The following is a 15,626-nucleotide window of genomic DNA, read 5'->3' as shown; positions in this document are numbered from 1 at the left end:
GGGCGGGGTCCGGGGACGCGCGGATCAGTCCTCGTAGTAGTTGTTGACGACCACGTCCGGGGTGTCGTCCAGACCGTCTCCAGGCCCGCCTCGGCCCTCCCCCGCGCGACGAACAGGTAGAGCGCAAGTTCGTCGAACGACACCTTGTCGACGGGCGTCCAGAGGCTGATCAGGTACAGGTCCGGCCCGAAGATCGGCGCACCGCGGCCGGATACCGTTTCACGCCCCCTACCTCGCCGGCCTGTGCCTGCGGATCCTCCCAGATCTCGGACACCTGCCCGTCGGCCTGATCACCATCGGCCTGATCCACGGCACCGTGTTCGCGCGGACCGCCGACGGCTGCAGCCGATCCACCGTCAAGAACGCCTTCACCGTGCTCCGCCGCATCCTGCGCCAGGCCGTCGCCGACGGGCCGATCGCGAACGGGCCGGCCCACGTCGGCGACTGGCAGCACGAACTTCACCACGCCGAGGACGAGCCGCTCGAACCCCGCAGCCTCGCCCTGCGGGACTGGGACGCTCTCACCGAACTCGCAGCCGCACTCGTCGACGCCTCCTACAACCACTACCGCGGCTGGGGTGACGGCGTCGTCCACAGCGCCTGCACCGCCACCCGCATCGGCGAAGTCTCCGGAGTTCCACGCCGAGGACATCGACGCCGAACAGCGGATCCTGACACGCACGCTGGGGCTTCCGCCACTCCTCCACGTAATCCCCGAACTGCTCGACAAGCCGGGTCTTCGCCTTCTCCGAGTTGGCGAACCCGGGCTCCTCGGCCTGGCGGACGGCCGCGTTGCGGTACCGAATCGTGTACTCGTGCGAGCAGCGTGGCCACCTGCCCTCGGGTCCCTGCGCGGGCTCATCGTCGGTACCGTCCACGAGGACGCGGTCGGCGAGGAGGACCGCAGCACGGACGCCGACCCCCTGCCCTGCAAAACCGGCGGCCTCACATCTCCCCCGGTCACGCCGTCATCGTGCTCGACAGCGGACCGCCGGCGTTCCCGCCCTCAAGTCGAACCTGCCTGCGTCTCAAGGTCCGGCTGTGGACGTCGGCACCAGCACCACGGCTACCTGCACGTAGCCAGAACCCGGCCCGCGCCACTGACGCAACGTCAGTTCAGGTCGGCAAAAGTCAGCATTGATCCGAGTACACCCTCGCGAATCCGCCGATACCTGAGAACCCGGCCCACCGCACACCGGGCTCCGTCGGCGCTTCAGGCAGGCACTGTTGCTTGCCCATTCCTTCACAGCACACCACACCCCCCTCTTCATTTGCGCCCTTCATCCCGATATGCCCCCTACCGGATGTTCGACCTGGGCCTGCCCGACAGGTCAGTTCGGCAGTTCGATCGAGAGGGCGTGCCGGAACACGTCGCGCGGGTCCCAGCGGGCCTTGACGCGTTGCAGGCGGGGGTAGTTGTCCTTGTTATCACGAGATCGACGCTTCTCCCCAGCTCAGGAGCATGGTCCAACATCCGGGGTCAGCAAAAGGTCAGCAAGATCCCGGAGACGAGCATGGCGACGACAGGCCTCATCCGCGGCATGGGCAGCTTCTTCAAGGAGTGCGAGCACCCGGAGTCCCGCTGGAGCAAGTGCCCACACAACTACAAGATCAGGTACCGCAACGCATCGGGACAGCAGACCGAGGAGTCCGGCTTCGCCGACCAGGAGTCGGCGAAGACCCGGCTCGCCCAGGTCTATCACGCGCGCAAGGTATCCCCCGTGGGTCAGCGCAAGGCGGAGCGCATCAAGCAGTACGGCAGCATGCACTTCCTTGGCGAAACCGCCGAAGCCTGATAGCGGTCGGCTCCAACGACCAGATCACTTTGTGGTGGAACTTTATCGGCCGATCCAGTGAGGAGATCGTACAAGCACGAATCGACTGGGAGAAGGGGGTTCGGTTCGGTGAGGTCCAGGGCTACCCGGGCGACCGACTGCCCGCCCCGGAGCTTCCGAACGTAGCCCTGAAGGCACGCGGAAACCGCCTCTGACCTGCTAAAACCATCCCTCGGCGCGCCCCCGGCCGCAGGTACTGGGAGGCACCTCGCGGCCAGGCCCGGCGACAGCGTCAAGAGGTCGCGGCTGGCTTCAGCGGAGGTCTCACCGAGGATCGCCACCACCTCGCCGATTCCCATCTGTGGGCCCGTTTTGCAGGGTCTGGGCGGATGAATGCTGACTTTTTGCTGACTTTTTGCTGACTTTTCTGACGACCCGTCAGCCCTCCCGGAGGGAGCTGACAGGCATGTGAAGGGCTCAGTGACTGTGCGCCGGCAAGCTGGGGAAGAAGGGGCTGATCGTCCGCGAACACGACGAACACGACCGCAGTGACGGACCACCCGCACGCCGGACGCGGCCCGCTCACCGCGCTACGACCCGGCGTCTTCCGTTGCCGCAAGCCGGCCGGCCGCTGCCACCGGAAACCGCGGCAGGACCATGAGCAGCTCCCGCGGGCGTCGTCTCATCTCGGGCCGTGGGTGTGCAGAAAGACCACGGGGCCGCCCTCCAGGCGGCCGGTCGCGTCCAGGTCGAGCAGGGCGGCGAGTGCCTTGGCGGTGTAGGTGCGCTCCAGCGCCAGGCCGGCCTGTGCCGCGGCTCGCGCGAGGGCTTGGTCGCCGGAGCGGGTGGGATGTGCGTAGCCGTCTCCCAGCCAGGCTGTCTCGGTGCGGATCGCGTCGGGGGCGGGCCTGGCACGGCCGAGGTCGGCGCCCCGGTCCCGCAGGAGGGCGGCGGAGCGGCGGGCCAGGCCGAGGAGGGTGGCGGTGTCCAGCCGCAGGGTGTCGTTGACGACGACGCCGAGGACGCGGGTGCGCAGTCCGGCGAGGCGCAGCCCGAGGGCCAGTCCTGCGGCGGTGCCGCCGGACCCGACCGCAGTGACCAGCCATGCCGGTTCCGGCAGGTCTCCCGCCTCGACCTGTCCGGCCAGTTCCAGGGCGATCTCGACGGCGCCGAGCGCGCCGAGCGGTGAGGAGCCGCCGGCCGGGAGGAAGTACGGCGGGGTACGGCCGTAGGTGTGCCGGGCGAAGAGCCAGGGCGCGGCCATGATCAATCCGGTTTTGGTGTGCAGGAAGTGCAGCGTCGCCCCGGAGGCGCGCAGCCGTGCCAGTTGAGCCTGCACATGCTCGTCGACCGGATGGTCGATCAGGCCCAGGGCCACCCGGAGTCCTTGTTCCCGCGCGTAACAGGCCGCGGCGAGGCCCCAGTTGGTGCCGAGGCCGCCGACCGTGAGGATGGTCCTCGCACCGCGTCGTCGGGCCTCGGGCAGCAGCCACTCCAGCTTGCGGACCTTGTTCCCGCCCCAGCCGCCGTCGCCGTATCCGCTCTCGTCCTTGATCCACAACTCGGCCCGCGTGTCGAGCCCGGGCAGCACCCGGACCGGCGTGGGGCCCTCGCCGAGCCGGAGGAAGGGGAGCGAGCCGGCCAGTTCGGGACAGCGCCGGTGCAGCAGCGGAGGTCGCATGCGGAGACGGTAGAGCACCGGGCCGATGATCGGACCGGCTTCGGCGCAACCCGGCGCGATCGCTCAAAGCGCCGGCCGTGCATGGTGCGCGTCCTCACCACCCCGGCCGCGACCGTGACAGGTTCCCGGCCGTTCCACTGCTGCACCAGGTCGTCAGACGAGCCGGCGGGCTCCGGCGGAGGCAGTGGCAGTGAAGGTGCGCGGAGCGCGGTGGCCGGCGTGACGGAAAGCAGTGGCGACGGCGTCGCGGGCGGTGTCAACGGCGGTCTCCGGGACCAGGGCGATGACGGATCCGCCGAAGCCGCCGCCGGTCATGCGTGCGCCGAGCGCGCCGGCTGCCTCGGCGGTGGTGGCGGCGAGGTCGGTCTCCGGGCAGGAGACGCGGTAGTCGTCGCGGAGTGAGGCGTGTCCGGCAGCCAGGATCGGGCCGAGCGCGGCCGGGCCGCCGGCGTTCAGCAGGGTGACGGCCTGTTCGACGCGGGCGTTCTCGGTGACCACGTGCCGTACCAGGGGCCAGAGTTCGGCCGGGAGGCGGCGGAGTGCCTCGGCAAGGCCGCTCAGCGAGAGGTCACGCAGTGCGGGGAGCCGGAGCAGGTCGGCGGCCCGCTCGCAGCCGGCACGCAGTTCGGCGTAGGCGCCGTCGGCCAGGTCGTGTTTGACCCGAGTGTCGATCACCAGCAGCCGCAGCCCGTCGAGGACCAGCGGGACCCGGCGGGAGCTGAGGTCGCGGGTGTCGAGGAACAGTGATCTGCGGGTGCTCGTTGATCCCGCACCCCCCGCACGCCCCGCACGCCCCGCACGCCCCGCACGCCCCGCACGCCCCGCACGCCCCGACCACGGTGAACCAGAGGATCATCACCGGCCCGAACACCCGGCCCACCGCCGCCGTGCCCCGGCGCTGCGCGAGGAACAGCAGCAACAGGATGCCCGCCGTCAGGGGCACCGCCGCTTTCTCCAGCGAAGGCTGGACGACTTCCACGCCCTCCACCGCGGAGAGCACCGAGATCGCCGGGGTGATCATGCCGTCGCCGAAGAACAGCGCCGCGCCGAAGATGCCCAGCACGGTCAGTACGGCCGTCGCCCTCCGCCCCGCCCTCGCGCCCAACCGCCGGATCAGGGTGATCAGCGCCATGATGCCGCCGTCGCCCCCGTTGTCGGCGCGCATCGCCAGCAGCACAGCGGCTGCGGCCGGTGAACACGCGCAGGTGGACCAGGCGCTCGTGCTCAACGGTGCACAGGTCCGCCGGGGCGACGCCGACCGCCCTGGCCAGCCGGGGCAGCAGCTCCGGGCGGGGAACGCGGCTACCGGCGAGGTAGAGGCTCACCGCCCGCTCGGTCACGCCAACCTCGCGGGCGATCCGGGCGACCGAGGCGCCGGCGGCGGTGCGGGCCGCCCGTAGCTTCTCCGCGTCGAAGCCGTACGGGAACGTGCTCACACCCGTCTCCTACCCGCCGTCGTATGCGAAAGTCCGTTCACCCTGAACGATCGGCACATGGCCCGGGTGGGCGAAGGTCCGTTCAGGGGTGAACGGACCGCAAGGGGGGAGACAGTCTCGCGTTCCGTTCACCCCTGGTGGGGTTCTCACTTGCAGGAAGGGGACCGACTCGGCCGCTCAGCCTCACGTTCCTGACACCTGTAGATGCCTTGTGACCTGCTCAAACGACCCATGAGTCCTGGATAGCAGCTGGCACGGGTCGGCGCGCGCCGGCCGCGACGCGCGGTACGGAAGGGTCCGGTCACCTCGCTTCCGGGTGCTCGCGGCGCGCGGCGGCGGTCAGGCCGACCGTGAGAAGTCGGAGTCTCATGACTGACACGGTGTCAGCAGCGAGGGTGCGGCGGTGCCGTTGTCGCTGGACCGTGACGAGGCCATGGCGCGGCCGGGACGGGGAGTCGGCGGTCGGCGCGCGCACGGGCGGAGCGTCTGTGCGCGCATGCTCCGCCGACGCCACGGCCCTGCGCCCCACCGGCAGGAGCCCTCCCCCCACTCCCCTCCCCGCACGCGCCCCTCGGAAAAGTCCAGCAGCAGCCCGAAGGGGCGGGCGTCCAGCCGGTGCGCCGCGGTCGACGGACTGCCCGGCACCGGCCCCTGGGTCACTCGGCCGGCGCGCGGGCCGAAGGGCCCGATCGCTCAGGTTCCGCCGGGTTTGCCCGTCGAGACCAGCAGGAGGACGGACGAGCCCGGTGCCACCGGTTCTGCGCCGCCCCGGGGCTGACTGCTGATCACCTGCCCGGCGGGAGCGTTCCAGTCCGTGTGCCGCATGATCGTGCAGCTCAGTCCGAGTCCGCGCAGCAGGCTTTCGGCCTGTTCGACCGGCATGCCGGCCAGGTCCGGCAGCGCGATGCCCGCTCCCGCGGTCTGCTCCTGCTCCTGTGTCGGAGTCGCATCGGCGCTTCCGCTCTTGGGGGTGCCGGTGGCGAGCGGGGTGCACGCCCCGTTCGCCGGTGGGGACAGGGAGGTGCCGGGCGCGGGCGGCACGGGCTTCAGCGCGAAGAACCCCACCGTGGCGCACGCCAGCACGCAGCACGCCGCAGCGGTGCCGAGGAGCGCCCGGCGGGTGCGGCTGCGGCTGACGGCTCGCTCGATCGCGGCCGCGTCGACGACCGGCGCCGTCGGCCCGTCGGCGAAGGAAGCCACCGCGGCACGCAGCTCGGCTTCGAGGCCCGGCTCGAACGGGGCCGGTCCGGATGACGTGTTCCTCACTTCGTACCTCCGAAAGCGGCCGACGGCGTGTGCGGCGCCTGGGCGCCCGATACGGAATCGCGCAGCTTGGCCAGGCCGCGGGCGAGCTGGGACCTCACCGCACTCGAAGAGATGTCCAGGACGTCGGCGACCTGCCGGGCGTCCAGATCGTGCAGGTAGTACAGGACCACCACGCTGCGCATGCCCATCGGCAGCCCGAGCAGTGCCTCGATCAGTTCCGCGCGCAGATCCACCTGCCCGAACCGGTCCCGGGGGTCGGCCGTCTCGGGCACCCCCGACAGCCCGGGGCGCTCGCCCCGGCGCGACAGCCGCCGCCAGCGGTCGTTGGCCAGGTTGACCAGCACTTTGCGCACGTACGCCTCCGGCGAGTCCGCCACCGCGACCTTCCGCCACTGTCGGCACGCCCGCTCCAGCGTCTCCTGCACCAGATCCTCGGCCACGTGCACGTCACCGGTCAGCGCATACGCGGTGCGGAACAACGCTCCCGACCGCTGTGCGACGAACTCCGTGAATCCGTTGCCCGGACCGCTCCTGCGAAACCTCACCCGCCGACCTCCTCTCCTCGTCCCGTCCCGATCACTGCCCCCATGACGGCGGAACGGGGCCGGGTGCTGCACCGAGCCGCCAGCAGTGACGTGAATCACAGCCGGGACGGAAGGGTGTCCCAGGACCTCGCGCCGCTGCCGCCCGGGGTGCGGGCGGGGCCCGGCGAAGCGAAGGGCCGCCGGGCGGGCGGCCCGCAGTCGGCCGAGAAGAACGGGGGCGCCTCTTGCCAGATACTACGGTGACCGTACTACGGTGTGCCGGGTGAAGAACAAACGCTCCATGCAGGAGCCGACCTTCCTCCTCCTCACCGCACTCGCCGACCGGCCGCGCCACGGCTACGCGCTCGGGGACGAGGTCGCCGCGATCTCCGACGGTCGGGTGCGACTGGGCGCAGGCAGCCTCTACGGCACCCTTGACCGCCTGCTGGCTGAGGGGCTGATCCGCGTCGAGCGCGAGGAGACGGTGGACGGACGCCCCCGACGCGTGTTCACCCTCACCCCGGACGGAGAACAGTCGCTCAGGACCGAGGCCGACCGCCTGCGCTCCGCCCTGCGCGAGGCGGACCGCCGCCTGGCGGCACCCCGGACCCGTTCCGCAGGAGGCTCGGCATGACCTCGAAGCACCCCCTGAACGCCTGGCTTCTCCGGCGGGCCCTCGCGCTCTACCCGTCCTCGTACGGCACCGGCGCGCTCGCGGAGGTGACCGACTTCGCCGCCCGCCGGATCGCTCTCCGGTCCGGCCGGAGGGCTGCGCGAGGTGGCCGACGTCGCCGGGCACGGAGTCCGGGTCCGGCTCGGCCTGGTCTCCCACCGCCCGACGGGCCGGGCGTTCGCCACCGCGGCGCCGATCGCCGCCCTGCTCGCCGGAACCTACGCGGCAGCCTCGGTCGTGCGCGACGTGCGAACCGCCGTCAGCCCCGAGACCCACGGCTCCTCCACCAGCGGCTTCCCCGACGGAGGCCCGCTCCTGGCGGCGGTCTCTTTCCTCGTCCCGGCCGCGCTCACGGCCTGCGCGGTGGTGGCCGACCGCTGGTCCGCCGCACGGGTCCTGGCCCTGCTGGCCGCCGCTTCGGCGGCACTGTTCTGCCTGCTGTCCTACACCGGGCTGCTCGGCCTGGACCGAGCCGCAGCAGCCGAACTCGGCCTCGGCCCGCGCGGGTTGGGGCTGATCACGCTCAACACCCTGATCCTCCTGCTCGCCCCGCCCGACCGGGAGCGCCGCCCCGGCACCGGGCTGTGGCTCGCCGTCGTCGTCACGGCCTCGGCCGTCGGTGCCGCCGGCGGCGGGGAGGAATGGATCGAGGTCCTCACGACCTCCGGGCTCGGCCTCTGGGCCCCGCTCGCCACCGGAGCCGCGCCGGCCCGCAGCACCCGCGGGCCCAGGGACGCGGTGATGGCCGCCACCGTCCTCGCGGCCCCACCGCTGCTCACCCCCTGCTCTTCGGCGGCCAGGCGTCCGCCGCCACCGCCCTGCTGCCCCAGCTCCTCGTCCTGTCCGCCTTCGGCTACCTGGCGGCCCGAGGCGCGATCCTCCTGTACCGCCGCCTTCCGAGGAGGGGGCTTTCCCGCAGCTGACCCACGCACCCTCCCTGCTCCCTGAAGGTGAGCGGTCAGCTGCCGGTCGGACCGCACGGAAGCGGACCGGCGAGCAGGCACTCCCCCGCGCGGCGGCCGGACGCTTCGGGGCCGTGCCGCCACCACGGGCTCCGGGACGACCGGAGCTCCCAGACCCGTAGGTCAGGGCGGGCGCTCCGGTCGTCCCGGTACACCTCGTGCCGGTAGCCTCCCAGGCACCGGGCCTTCGCCGCCGCCCCAGGGGTGGGCCGTGGTGACGACCAGGCAGGCGTCGAAGACGAACAACGGGCGGCGGAAGACCGCCACCAGGCTGCGCAGCGGGTGCCGGACCACGTCCGGCACCCGCTGCCGGGAACGGGGGGCCATCCCCGCGGGCGCGGGGAGCAGTCGCGCATCCGGCGCGGCGCCTCGTCGGCCTGGGGGCCATCCCCGCCCGCGCCGGGGCGCCGTAGAACGCCCCGTACCGGGACGCCTGCTCATCCGTCAGAAATTCGACCGCCACAACGGCCCTCCGAAGATCGACAACATCGACCCGCGAAGGTTGGAGCCCACGATCAGCCCAGGTCAACGGCCTCCGGAGACCGGCCCGGCCTCAGCGCACGATCTGGCATGGATGTTCCTCAACCCCCGGAAAGCATTCCGCAACATCCAATATCCGCGCCTACCAATATCCACCAGGACAACGGCATCGCCCACCACGAGGCGTACGACCAGGGCATGCGCCGCCTGAGCTGCCGGGCCTGCCCGCTTGCGCACACCGACGACCTTGTCCGCAGCGCGCAGATCAACCCCGGGCTGTTCGACGAGTACGCCGACGCCGAGGACGAGATGGGCAACCCGTTCAAGAAATCGATCAGCCTGCGCGGGATCGTCGAACGCGCCCGAAGCTGACTGGCGGCGGTCGGCTGAGAGTCTTTCCGCCGAGCCGTAGGCCCAGAGAGGCCCGGCAGGGCGCACAAAGTGCACGGGAATCCTGCCGGGCCGATGGCCGGCCACCGCGAGACCTCAACAGACCCACAGCCGAACCAGCCACCATCGTTCCACAACTGATCGATCACCAGGGGCACCCCGTGGATGTCGAGGCGCGGCCGAGCTTGCAGATGCGCGGCACCTCGCCACTGGTTCCTGAACACAAGAACTTGACAGGGAATCCGTCTGCGCTGGATCCGGGAGGACGAGACCGGCCAGCCGGTACCGGTCCCTCTGGAGAGCGGCATCTGGCGTCTGTACACCTGGGACCCGGCAGCCTTCCCTCCCGGGGAAGAGCCGCCCATCTAACGCCTCTCGCGCGCCCATGCCATCCCCGACTGGCACGTTTCCGCGTCACCGCCTCACCTCCCGCAGAGATTGAGCGGTGGCGGTGTTGGCTGGTCCGGCATGCAGCGCCGTCACGTACGAACCCGGGCTCCTCGGTCTGGCGGACGGCCGCGTTTGCGGCACCGGCGGCCTCACATCTCCCCCGGTCACGCCGTCATCGTGCTCGGCAGCGGACCGCCGACGTTCCCGCCCTCAAGTCGAACCTGCCTGCGTCTCAAGGTCCGGCTGTGGATGTCGGCACCAGCACCACGGCTACCTGCACGTAGCCAGAACCCGGCCCACGCCACTGACGCAACGTCAGTTCAGGTCGGCAAAAGTCAGCATTGATCCGAGTACACCCTCGCGAATCCGCCGATACCTGAGGACCCGGCACACCGCACACCGGGCTCCGTCGGCGCTTCAGGCAGGCACTGTTGCTTGCCCATTCCTTCACAGCACACCACACCCCCCTCTTCATTTGCCCCCTTCATCCCGATATGATCCCCTACCGGATGTTCGACCTGGGCCTGCCCGACAGGTCAGCGCGGCAGTTCGATCGAGAGGGCGTGCCGGAACACGTCGCGCGGGTCCCAGCGGGCCTTGACGCGTTGCAGGCGGGGGTAGTTGTCCTTGTAGTAGAGGGTGTGCCAGGGGGTGCCGGAGGTGTTCCAGGCCGGGTCCGCGAGGTCGGTGTCGGGGTAGTTGATGTAGGAGCCGTCGCTGACCTCGCCGGGGACGGGGACGCCGCCGGTGTCGCGGTAGACGTCGCGGTACAGCTCGCGGACCCAGGACAGTCGGGCGGCGTCGTCGCTCTCGTCGGCCCAGATGCTGTGGTAGACGGCCTTCATCACGACGTCGCGCTGGGCGACGGCGGTGGCGTCGGGGCGGACGGCGCGGACCCGGCCGCCGTAGCCGACGATCAGCATGCCGCACTCGGCGCTGCCGGTGGTGTTGGTCAAGTGGCGGTGGATCGTGGCGAGTTGGGTGTCGGTGAAGGAGCGCTTCAGGTAGCCGGCCTTGCCCTTGTAGCGGCGGGTGATGATGTTGCCGGACTCGCCGTTGCCGGGCCAGGTCATGACGTACAGCCAGGGGGCGGTGGCGCTGCCGCCGTCGGGGGTGAGGCCGGTGCCGGCGTTGACGTGGGCGACGAACTCGTCGACCAGGTCGGCCGCGTGGGGGACGCCGGCGTCGATCTGCACGACCATGGAGAAGCTTCCGGCGTCCTGGTGGGCGAGTTGGAGGATCGCGTAGAGGGCGTCGTAGGGCGGGGCGGGGTCGCTGTGCTGCTCGTGCCAGGTGCAGAAGTTGCGGATCAGGGTGGTGACGGCCTGCTCGGTGGTCTTCTCCGGGTCCCAGGTCCATTCGACCAGCGCTTCGAGGATCTCGGCCGGGGCGGGCGGCAGCAGGCGTCGGGGGTCGGGCGCGGCGGCCGCCCGGGCGTCGGCGGCGGCGGCGCCAGTGTCGGCGTCAGTGTCGGCGTCGGCGTCGGCGTCGGGCGAGCGCAGCCAGTAGCGGGTGACGACGCCGAAGTTGCCGCCGCCGCCCCCCGTGTGCGCCCACCACAGGTCCCGGTTCGGGTCGTCGGGTTCGCGGGTGGCGACGACCGCGCGGGCGTTGCCGTCCCGGTCGACGACCACCACCTCGACGCCGTACAGGTGGTCCACCACCGAGCCGTACCGCCGTGAGAGCGGGCCGTAGCCGCCGCCGACCAGGTGCCCGCCCGCGCCGACCTCCGGGCAGCCGCCGGCCGGGATCGTCACGCCCCAGCCCTTGAACAGCGTCCGGTACACCCGGCCCAGGGTGGCGCCCGGCTGCACCTCGAAGGCCCGCCGCGACGGGTCGTAGCCGACGGCGTCCAGCTGCGAGAGGTCCAGCAGCAGCCGGATCTCCGGGTCCGCGGTGAAGTTCTCGAAGCAGTGGCCGCCGCTGCGCACCCCGATCCGCTTCCCGGCGCGGACGGCGTCCTGCACGGCCTGCACGACCTGCGCGGTGCTGCCGACCACCTGCACTTCGTCGGGATGCCCGACGAACCGGTGGTTGTCGCCGCGCAACAGGCTCTCGTACCGCGGGTCGCCCGGCCGCACCTGCGCGGGCCCGAAGGTCTCCGGGTCCCGGCCTCCGGGCGGCGGGCCGGCCGCGGCGGCGCTCCCCGGGCCGGCCGCTCCTGCGGCCAGGCCGACCGCGGCAGCGGCGGTCAGCAGGCCTCGGCGGTTCAGGTGCGGTCCGGGCGGGTTCTTCCGATGCATCGTCAATCTCCGAACGCCGAAGCCTCGTTGTGCCACCAGGATGCCCGGTCGCCCGGTCCTCGGGAGGCGTCCGACGGAACGTGTCGGCGGGTTCCGCCGCTGCGCAGCCCCGCTCTGGCACGCTACTGACTGTCCGCCACCTCACTGCCCGGGAGGCACCGTGCCCTCGACCGCCGCCGCCGAGCCACCGGCGCGGCCGGTCGGGGCGACGACGGAGGACGGCGATCCGCTGGCGCTCGCGCTGTTCGGGCTGACGGCGGTGAGCGGGCTGATCGACGCGGTCAGCTACCTCGGGCTCGCCCACGTGTTCGCCGCGAACATGACCGGCAACGTGGTGGTCATCGGCTTCGCGCTGGCGGGCGCGCCCGGGTTCTCCGTCCTCGGCTCGCTCACCTCGCTCGCCGCGTTCCTGCTCGGCGCGGCCCTCGGCGGACGCCACACCACCGGCCGGCTGCGGCCCGCGCTGGCCGCCGAGACCGTGCTGCACCTCGCGGCCGCCGCCGTGGCCTTCGCGTTCGGCACCGGCGGCGCCCTCCAGTACGGCGTGATCGCGCTGCTCGCCGTCGCCATGGGCCTGCGCAACGCCACCGTCCGCAGCCTGGGCGTGCCCGACCTCACCACCACCGTCCTGACCATGACCCTCACCGGCCTCGCCGCCGACACCCGCCTGGCGCACCGCCGATCGCCCCGTCAGCGCCGCCGCATCCTCGCCGCCCTCACCATGACCGCCGGCACCGTCCCGGGCGCCGCCCTCGTCCTGCACCACCACCTCCCCTGGGCCCTCGTCCTCGCCGCCGCCGTCACCGCCGCGACGGCCGCCCTCTACCGCGACACCGCCTGACCGCCCCCGGCTACTCGCCGCGTCGGGCCCGGACGGCCAGGAACGGGGGCAGTGCGGCCCGTTCCGGCCGGGCGGCTGCGAGCCGGGCGGTGGGGGGCGGTTCGGCGACGGCCTCCAGGACGAAGCCGTGCCGCAGCAGGGCGGTCAGGACGGTGGCGAGGGTGCGGTGCTGATTGCCGGCCCGGCGGACGCTCCCGGGGTCGGCGGAGCGCCAGAAGCCCTCGTCGAGGTACTGGCCGACGACACGGCGGGCGGTTCCGTCGCCGTCCGTCGTCCAGGCGGCGTGCGGGGCTTCGAAGCACGGGTGCGGGATCGTCAGCACGAGCGAGCCGTGCGGCACCAGGACCCGTCGCACGGCGGCGAGTGCGGCGTCGAGGTCCGGCACGTTGTTCAGCGACAGCCCGGCGGTGACCCGGTCGACGGAGCAGTCGGAGACGGTGCTCAGCACACAGCCGTCGTCCACCGCGTAGTCCACGCCGGTCCCCTGCGCCCGCGCGTGGGCGATCATGGCGGGCGACGGGTCGATGCCCACCACGGACGCGCCCCGGGCGGCCACCGCGCGGGCGATGATGCCCTCGCCGCAGCCGAGGTCGAGCACCCGTTGCCCGTCGAGGCGTTCGGGGAGGTGGGCGAGCAGGGCGTCGCGGTTGAACTCGTGCAGCGCGGAGCCGTCCCGCAGCCGGGCCGCGTACCCGTCGGCGATGGAGTCCCAGGATTCTGCCATCAACCGACCTACGGTACACGGATGTTGACGGTGCGTCAGTCGCGCCGCCAGATCACCGCCTCGGTGCTCGGCAGGCGTACGGCGAAGCGGCCCGACGGGGACGCCTCGCGGAGGAGGCGGCGCAGGTCGGTCTCGAAGGCGGGGAGTCGAGGGCCGAACAGGTGCGGGGCGGAGGAGGAGAGCGAGAGGACGGCGGCGACGGCGTCGTCCTCGGTGCGGTGCAGGATCGCACCGCCGGGGACGATCAGGCGTTCGGGGCCGGCGAATCCGGCGCGGGCGAAGATCCCGGACTCCCCGCCCGGGGTGCCGTGCGGCAGCAGTCCGCGGCCGGCCCGACGGACGGGGCCCAGGTGGGCGCGGACCAGGGCGTCGATCGCGGCGTGCGGCAGTGGCGGGTACGGCAGGGCGGCGGTGGCCGGCGGCTCGGCCTTCCAGTCGGCGAGGTGGACGGCCGCGCCGCCGGGGCGCAGCAGGCCGCGGACGGTGGCGGCGACCTGTTCGCGGTCCATCCAGTGGAAGGAGTTGCCGAACGTGGCGACGGTGAACGTGCCGAGCCCGGGCGGCAGTTGTTCGGCGCGGGCGCGCACCCATCGCACCCTGCCGGCCGGTCCGGCGGCATGGGCGGGGCGGGCGAAGCGGACAGCAGGGGCGGCGCGGGCCGCCTCGGCGAGCATCTCGGGGTCCGGGTCGACGCCGACCGCCTCGGCGAAGAGTTCGGCGAGGCCGAGGGTGAGCGTTCCGGGGCCGCAGCCGATGTCCAACAGCCGTCCGGTGCCGTCGAGTTGCAGTGCCCGGGCGAGCGCGTCCGGCAGGCCGGGGGCGTACGGGAGCCAGCCGCGCGTGTAGTGCTGGGCGGTGCCTGCGAACAGTGTCTCGTCCCACTCCCAGCCGTCCGCGCCGTCCACCGCGCGCTCCCTCCGTCGCCGTTCCCCGCGCGCCGGAAGGCTACCGCGCGCCGAGCCGGATTCCGGCCAACCTCCGTCCTGATTGGTCCATACCATTGACGCGCTCAACTCAAACTGGGAAAGATCCTCTCCGCCGCTACATCGGCCCACATCCCGAGGAGCCCCACATGGCCGTCCGCCGCACCGCCAAGGTCGTATCCGTCCTCGCCCTCGGCGGCGCCCTGACGCTCGGCCTGGCGGGAACCGCCTCCGCCGCGCCGATCGCCGACCTGACCGGCCTGGGCTGCCCCGACTCGTACACCAACTTCTACGGCAACGGCGGCTTCGTGCAGACCCTGTCGTACACGTACACCGGCGGCAACGGCTACCGCTACGGCCACTACAACGTGGTGTTCCGCAACAATTTCGGCAACACCAACGAGGGCTCCCGCGAGTACCGCTGCTACTGAGCGGCCGCGCCGGGCGTCAATGCCGGCGCGGAAACGGCCGGAGCAGTCGTCGCAGTCGTCTGCATCCGCACCAATGGCGCATCGCCTGCATAATTATCGCCGCCGGCACACCGATATCCGAACGATTCAGGCCGTTCCCGACCGATTTCTCCCGTTTCACGAACGGCTCGGAAGAGTCCAGGAGGTGGCCCGGACGAGCCTCCCGATAGCCGGGGGACGTAGTCTGCGAGGCATGACAGACGCCGCGCACCTCACCCCCACGGAAGCCTTCGAGATGCTGCTGGCGGGCAACGGCAGGTTCGTCGCCGGCAGCCCGGACCACCCCAACCAGGACGCCGCCCGCCGAGCCCAGACCGCACCGGCGCAGACCCCGTTCGCGGTGCTGTTCGGCTGCTCCGACTCCCGACTCGCCGCCGAGATCATCTTCGACCAGGGCCTCGGCGACCTCTTCGTGGTCCGCACCGCCGGCCACGTGCTCGGCCCGGAGGTGCTCGGCAGCATCGAGTACGGCGTGAGCCTGCTGGGCACCCCGCTGGTCATCGTCCTCGGCCACGACTCCTGCGGCGCCGTCGCCGCCACCCGCGAGGCGGTCGCCGCCGGCGCCACCGGCGAGGGCTTCGTCCGCGACGTGATCGAGCGGGTCACCCCGAGCGTGCTCGCCGCGAACGCGGCCGGGCACACCGAAAACTCGCACTTCATCGACGAGCACATAAGGCACACCGTGGCCCTGCTGCTCGACCGCTCGCGCATCGTCTCCGACGCGATCGCCGCCGGACGCACCGCCGTCGTCGGCCTCTCCTACCGTCTGGTGGACGGCACCGCCCACCTGGTCACCACCCGCGGCCTCGACCTCCCGGCCCCCGCCGCCGCCTGACCGCCTCCGTCTC

Annotated in this window: 15 protein-coding genes and 3 pseudogenes; 7 read left to right on the top strand and 11 right to left on the bottom strand. The window is 72.2% G+C overall.

What is annotated here, in order from left to right:
• Positions 1–169 precede the first annotated feature (169 nt).
• Positions 170–595, bottom strand: coding sequence for a hypothetical protein (locus tag AMK19_RS10250; protein WP_073810258.1), 426 nt, complete (start codon positions 593–595; stop codon positions 170–172).
• 736 nt (positions 596–1,331) lie between these two features.
• Positions 1,332–1,424 (bottom strand): annotated as a pseudogene (locus AMK19_RS10245) (BBE domain-containing protein); the annotation flags it as partial.
• 404 nt (positions 1,425–1,828) lie between these two features.
• Between AMK19_RS10245 and AMK19_RS37065 the strand changes: the two are divergent.
• Positions 1,829–1,990: pseudogene (locus tag AMK19_RS37065) on the top strand (pirin family protein); the annotation flags it as partial.
• Between the two features lie 467 nt (positions 1,991–2,457).
• Here AMK19_RS37065 and AMK19_RS10235 read toward each other — a convergent pair.
• The 6 genes and pseudogenes from AMK19_RS10235 to AMK19_RS10205 all read right to left on the bottom strand — a co-directional run bounded on the left by AMK19_RS10235 (position 2,458) and on the right by AMK19_RS10205 (position 6,703).
• A complete protein-coding gene (locus tag AMK19_RS10235; RefSeq protein WP_073810257.1) occupies positions 2,458–3,456 on the bottom strand; it encodes a pyridoxal-phosphate dependent enzyme in 999 nt (332 codons plus the stop codon).
• A 153-nt stretch (positions 3,457–3,609) separates the two neighbouring features.
• Positions 3,610–4,131, bottom strand: coding sequence for a hypothetical protein (locus tag AMK19_RS10230; protein ID WP_073810255.1), 522 nt, complete (start codon positions 4,129–4,131; stop codon positions 3,610–3,612).
• Complete coding sequence (locus AMK19_RS38425; RefSeq protein ID WP_338015780.1) at positions 4,025–4,633, bottom strand: KUP/HAK/KT family potassium transporter; 609 nt, start codon at positions 4,631–4,633, stop codon at positions 4,025–4,027. The genes AMK19_RS10230 and AMK19_RS38425 overlap by 107 nt, the downstream gene beginning before the upstream one ends.
• 118 nt (positions 4,634–4,751) lie before the next feature.
• Positions 4,752–4,892 (bottom strand): annotated as a pseudogene (locus tag AMK19_RS38600) (hypothetical protein); the annotation flags it as partial.
• A 693-nt stretch (positions 4,893–5,585) separates the two neighbouring features.
• The gene (locus AMK19_RS10210) at positions 5,586–6,158 is read right to left on the bottom strand and encodes a PASTA domain-containing protein (RefSeq protein ID WP_073810253.1); all 573 of its coding nucleotides are present in this window, start codon (positions 6,156–6,158) and stop codon (positions 5,586–5,588) included.
• On the bottom strand, positions 6,155–6,703 hold the full coding sequence (locus AMK19_RS10205; RefSeq protein ID WP_073810252.1) for a SigE family RNA polymerase sigma factor: 549 nt from the start codon (positions 6,701–6,703) through the stop codon (positions 6,155–6,157). Before AMK19_RS10205 ends, AMK19_RS10210 begins: the two co-directional genes overlap by 4 nt.
• A gap of 280 nt (positions 6,704–6,983) precedes the next feature.
• Between AMK19_RS10205 and AMK19_RS10195 the strand changes: the two genes are divergently transcribed.
• From AMK19_RS10195 to AMK19_RS35110, 3 genes are all read left to right on the top strand, one after another.
• Positions 6,984–7,316, top strand: a complete 333-nt coding sequence (locus AMK19_RS10195; RefSeq protein WP_073810844.1) for a PadR family transcriptional regulator — start codon at positions 6,984–6,986, stop codon at positions 7,314–7,316.
• Positions 7,317–7,460: 144 nt separating this feature from the next.
• Positions 7,461–8,303: a hypothetical protein gene (locus AMK19_RS10190; protein ID WP_073810249.1), complete on the top strand. Its 843-nt coding sequence runs from the start codon at positions 7,461–7,463 to the stop codon at positions 8,301–8,303.
• Positions 8,304–8,887: 584 nt separating this feature from the next.
• Complete coding sequence (locus AMK19_RS35110) at positions 8,888–9,169, top strand: hypothetical protein (RefSeq protein ID WP_143200140.1); 282 nt, start codon at positions 8,888–8,890, stop codon at positions 9,167–9,169.
• A gap of 944 nt (positions 9,170–10,113) precedes the next feature.
• Here the strand turns inward: AMK19_RS35110 and AMK19_RS10185 are convergent.
• Entirely contained in the window at positions 10,114–11,820 is a 1,707-nt protein-coding gene (locus AMK19_RS10185; RefSeq protein WP_073810248.1) for an FAD-binding oxidoreductase, read from the bottom strand.
• A gap of 160 nt (positions 11,821–11,980) precedes the next feature.
• Between AMK19_RS10185 and AMK19_RS10180 the strand changes: the two genes are divergently transcribed.
• On the top strand, positions 11,981–12,661 hold the full coding sequence (locus tag AMK19_RS10180; RefSeq protein WP_198953284.1) for a YoaK family protein: 681 nt from the start codon (positions 11,981–11,983) through the stop codon (positions 12,659–12,661).
• Positions 12,662–12,671: 10 nt separating this feature from the next.
• On the opposite strand, the gene AMK19_RS10175 is transcribed toward AMK19_RS10180, so the two are convergent.
• Together AMK19_RS10175 and AMK19_RS10170 are read right to left on the bottom strand one after the other, a co-directional pair.
• Entirely contained in the window at positions 12,672–13,385 is a 714-nt protein-coding gene (locus tag AMK19_RS10175) for a class I SAM-dependent methyltransferase (protein ID WP_073810246.1), read from the bottom strand.
• Positions 13,386–13,420: 35 nt separating this feature from the next.
• Positions 13,421–14,290, bottom strand: a complete 870-nt coding sequence (locus tag AMK19_RS10170; RefSeq protein ID WP_073810245.1) for a class I SAM-dependent methyltransferase — start codon at positions 14,288–14,290, stop codon at positions 13,421–13,423.
• Between the two features lie 167 nt (positions 14,291–14,457).
• Between AMK19_RS10170 and AMK19_RS10165 the strand changes: the two genes are divergently transcribed.
• Together AMK19_RS10165 and AMK19_RS10160 are read left to right on the top strand one after the other, a co-directional pair.
• On the top strand, positions 14,458–14,739 hold the full coding sequence (locus tag AMK19_RS10165) for a hypothetical protein (protein ID WP_073810243.1): 282 nt from the start codon (positions 14,458–14,460) through the stop codon (positions 14,737–14,739).
• Between the two features lie 232 nt (positions 14,740–14,971).
• Positions 14,972–15,613, top strand: coding sequence for a carbonic anhydrase (locus AMK19_RS10160; protein ID WP_073810242.1), 642 nt, complete (start codon positions 14,972–14,974; stop codon positions 15,611–15,613).
• The last annotated feature ends 13 nt before the right edge of the window (positions 15,614–15,626 follow it).

This window comes from Kitasatospora sp. CB01950, from assembly GCF_001905465.1.
In the GTDB taxonomy this organism is placed as follows: domain Bacteria; phylum Actinomycetota; class Actinomycetes; order Streptomycetales; family Streptomycetaceae; genus Kitasatospora.
The sequence above is the reverse complement of the archived record's forward strand: the minus strand, read 5'-3'. Positions and strand labels throughout refer to the sequence as shown.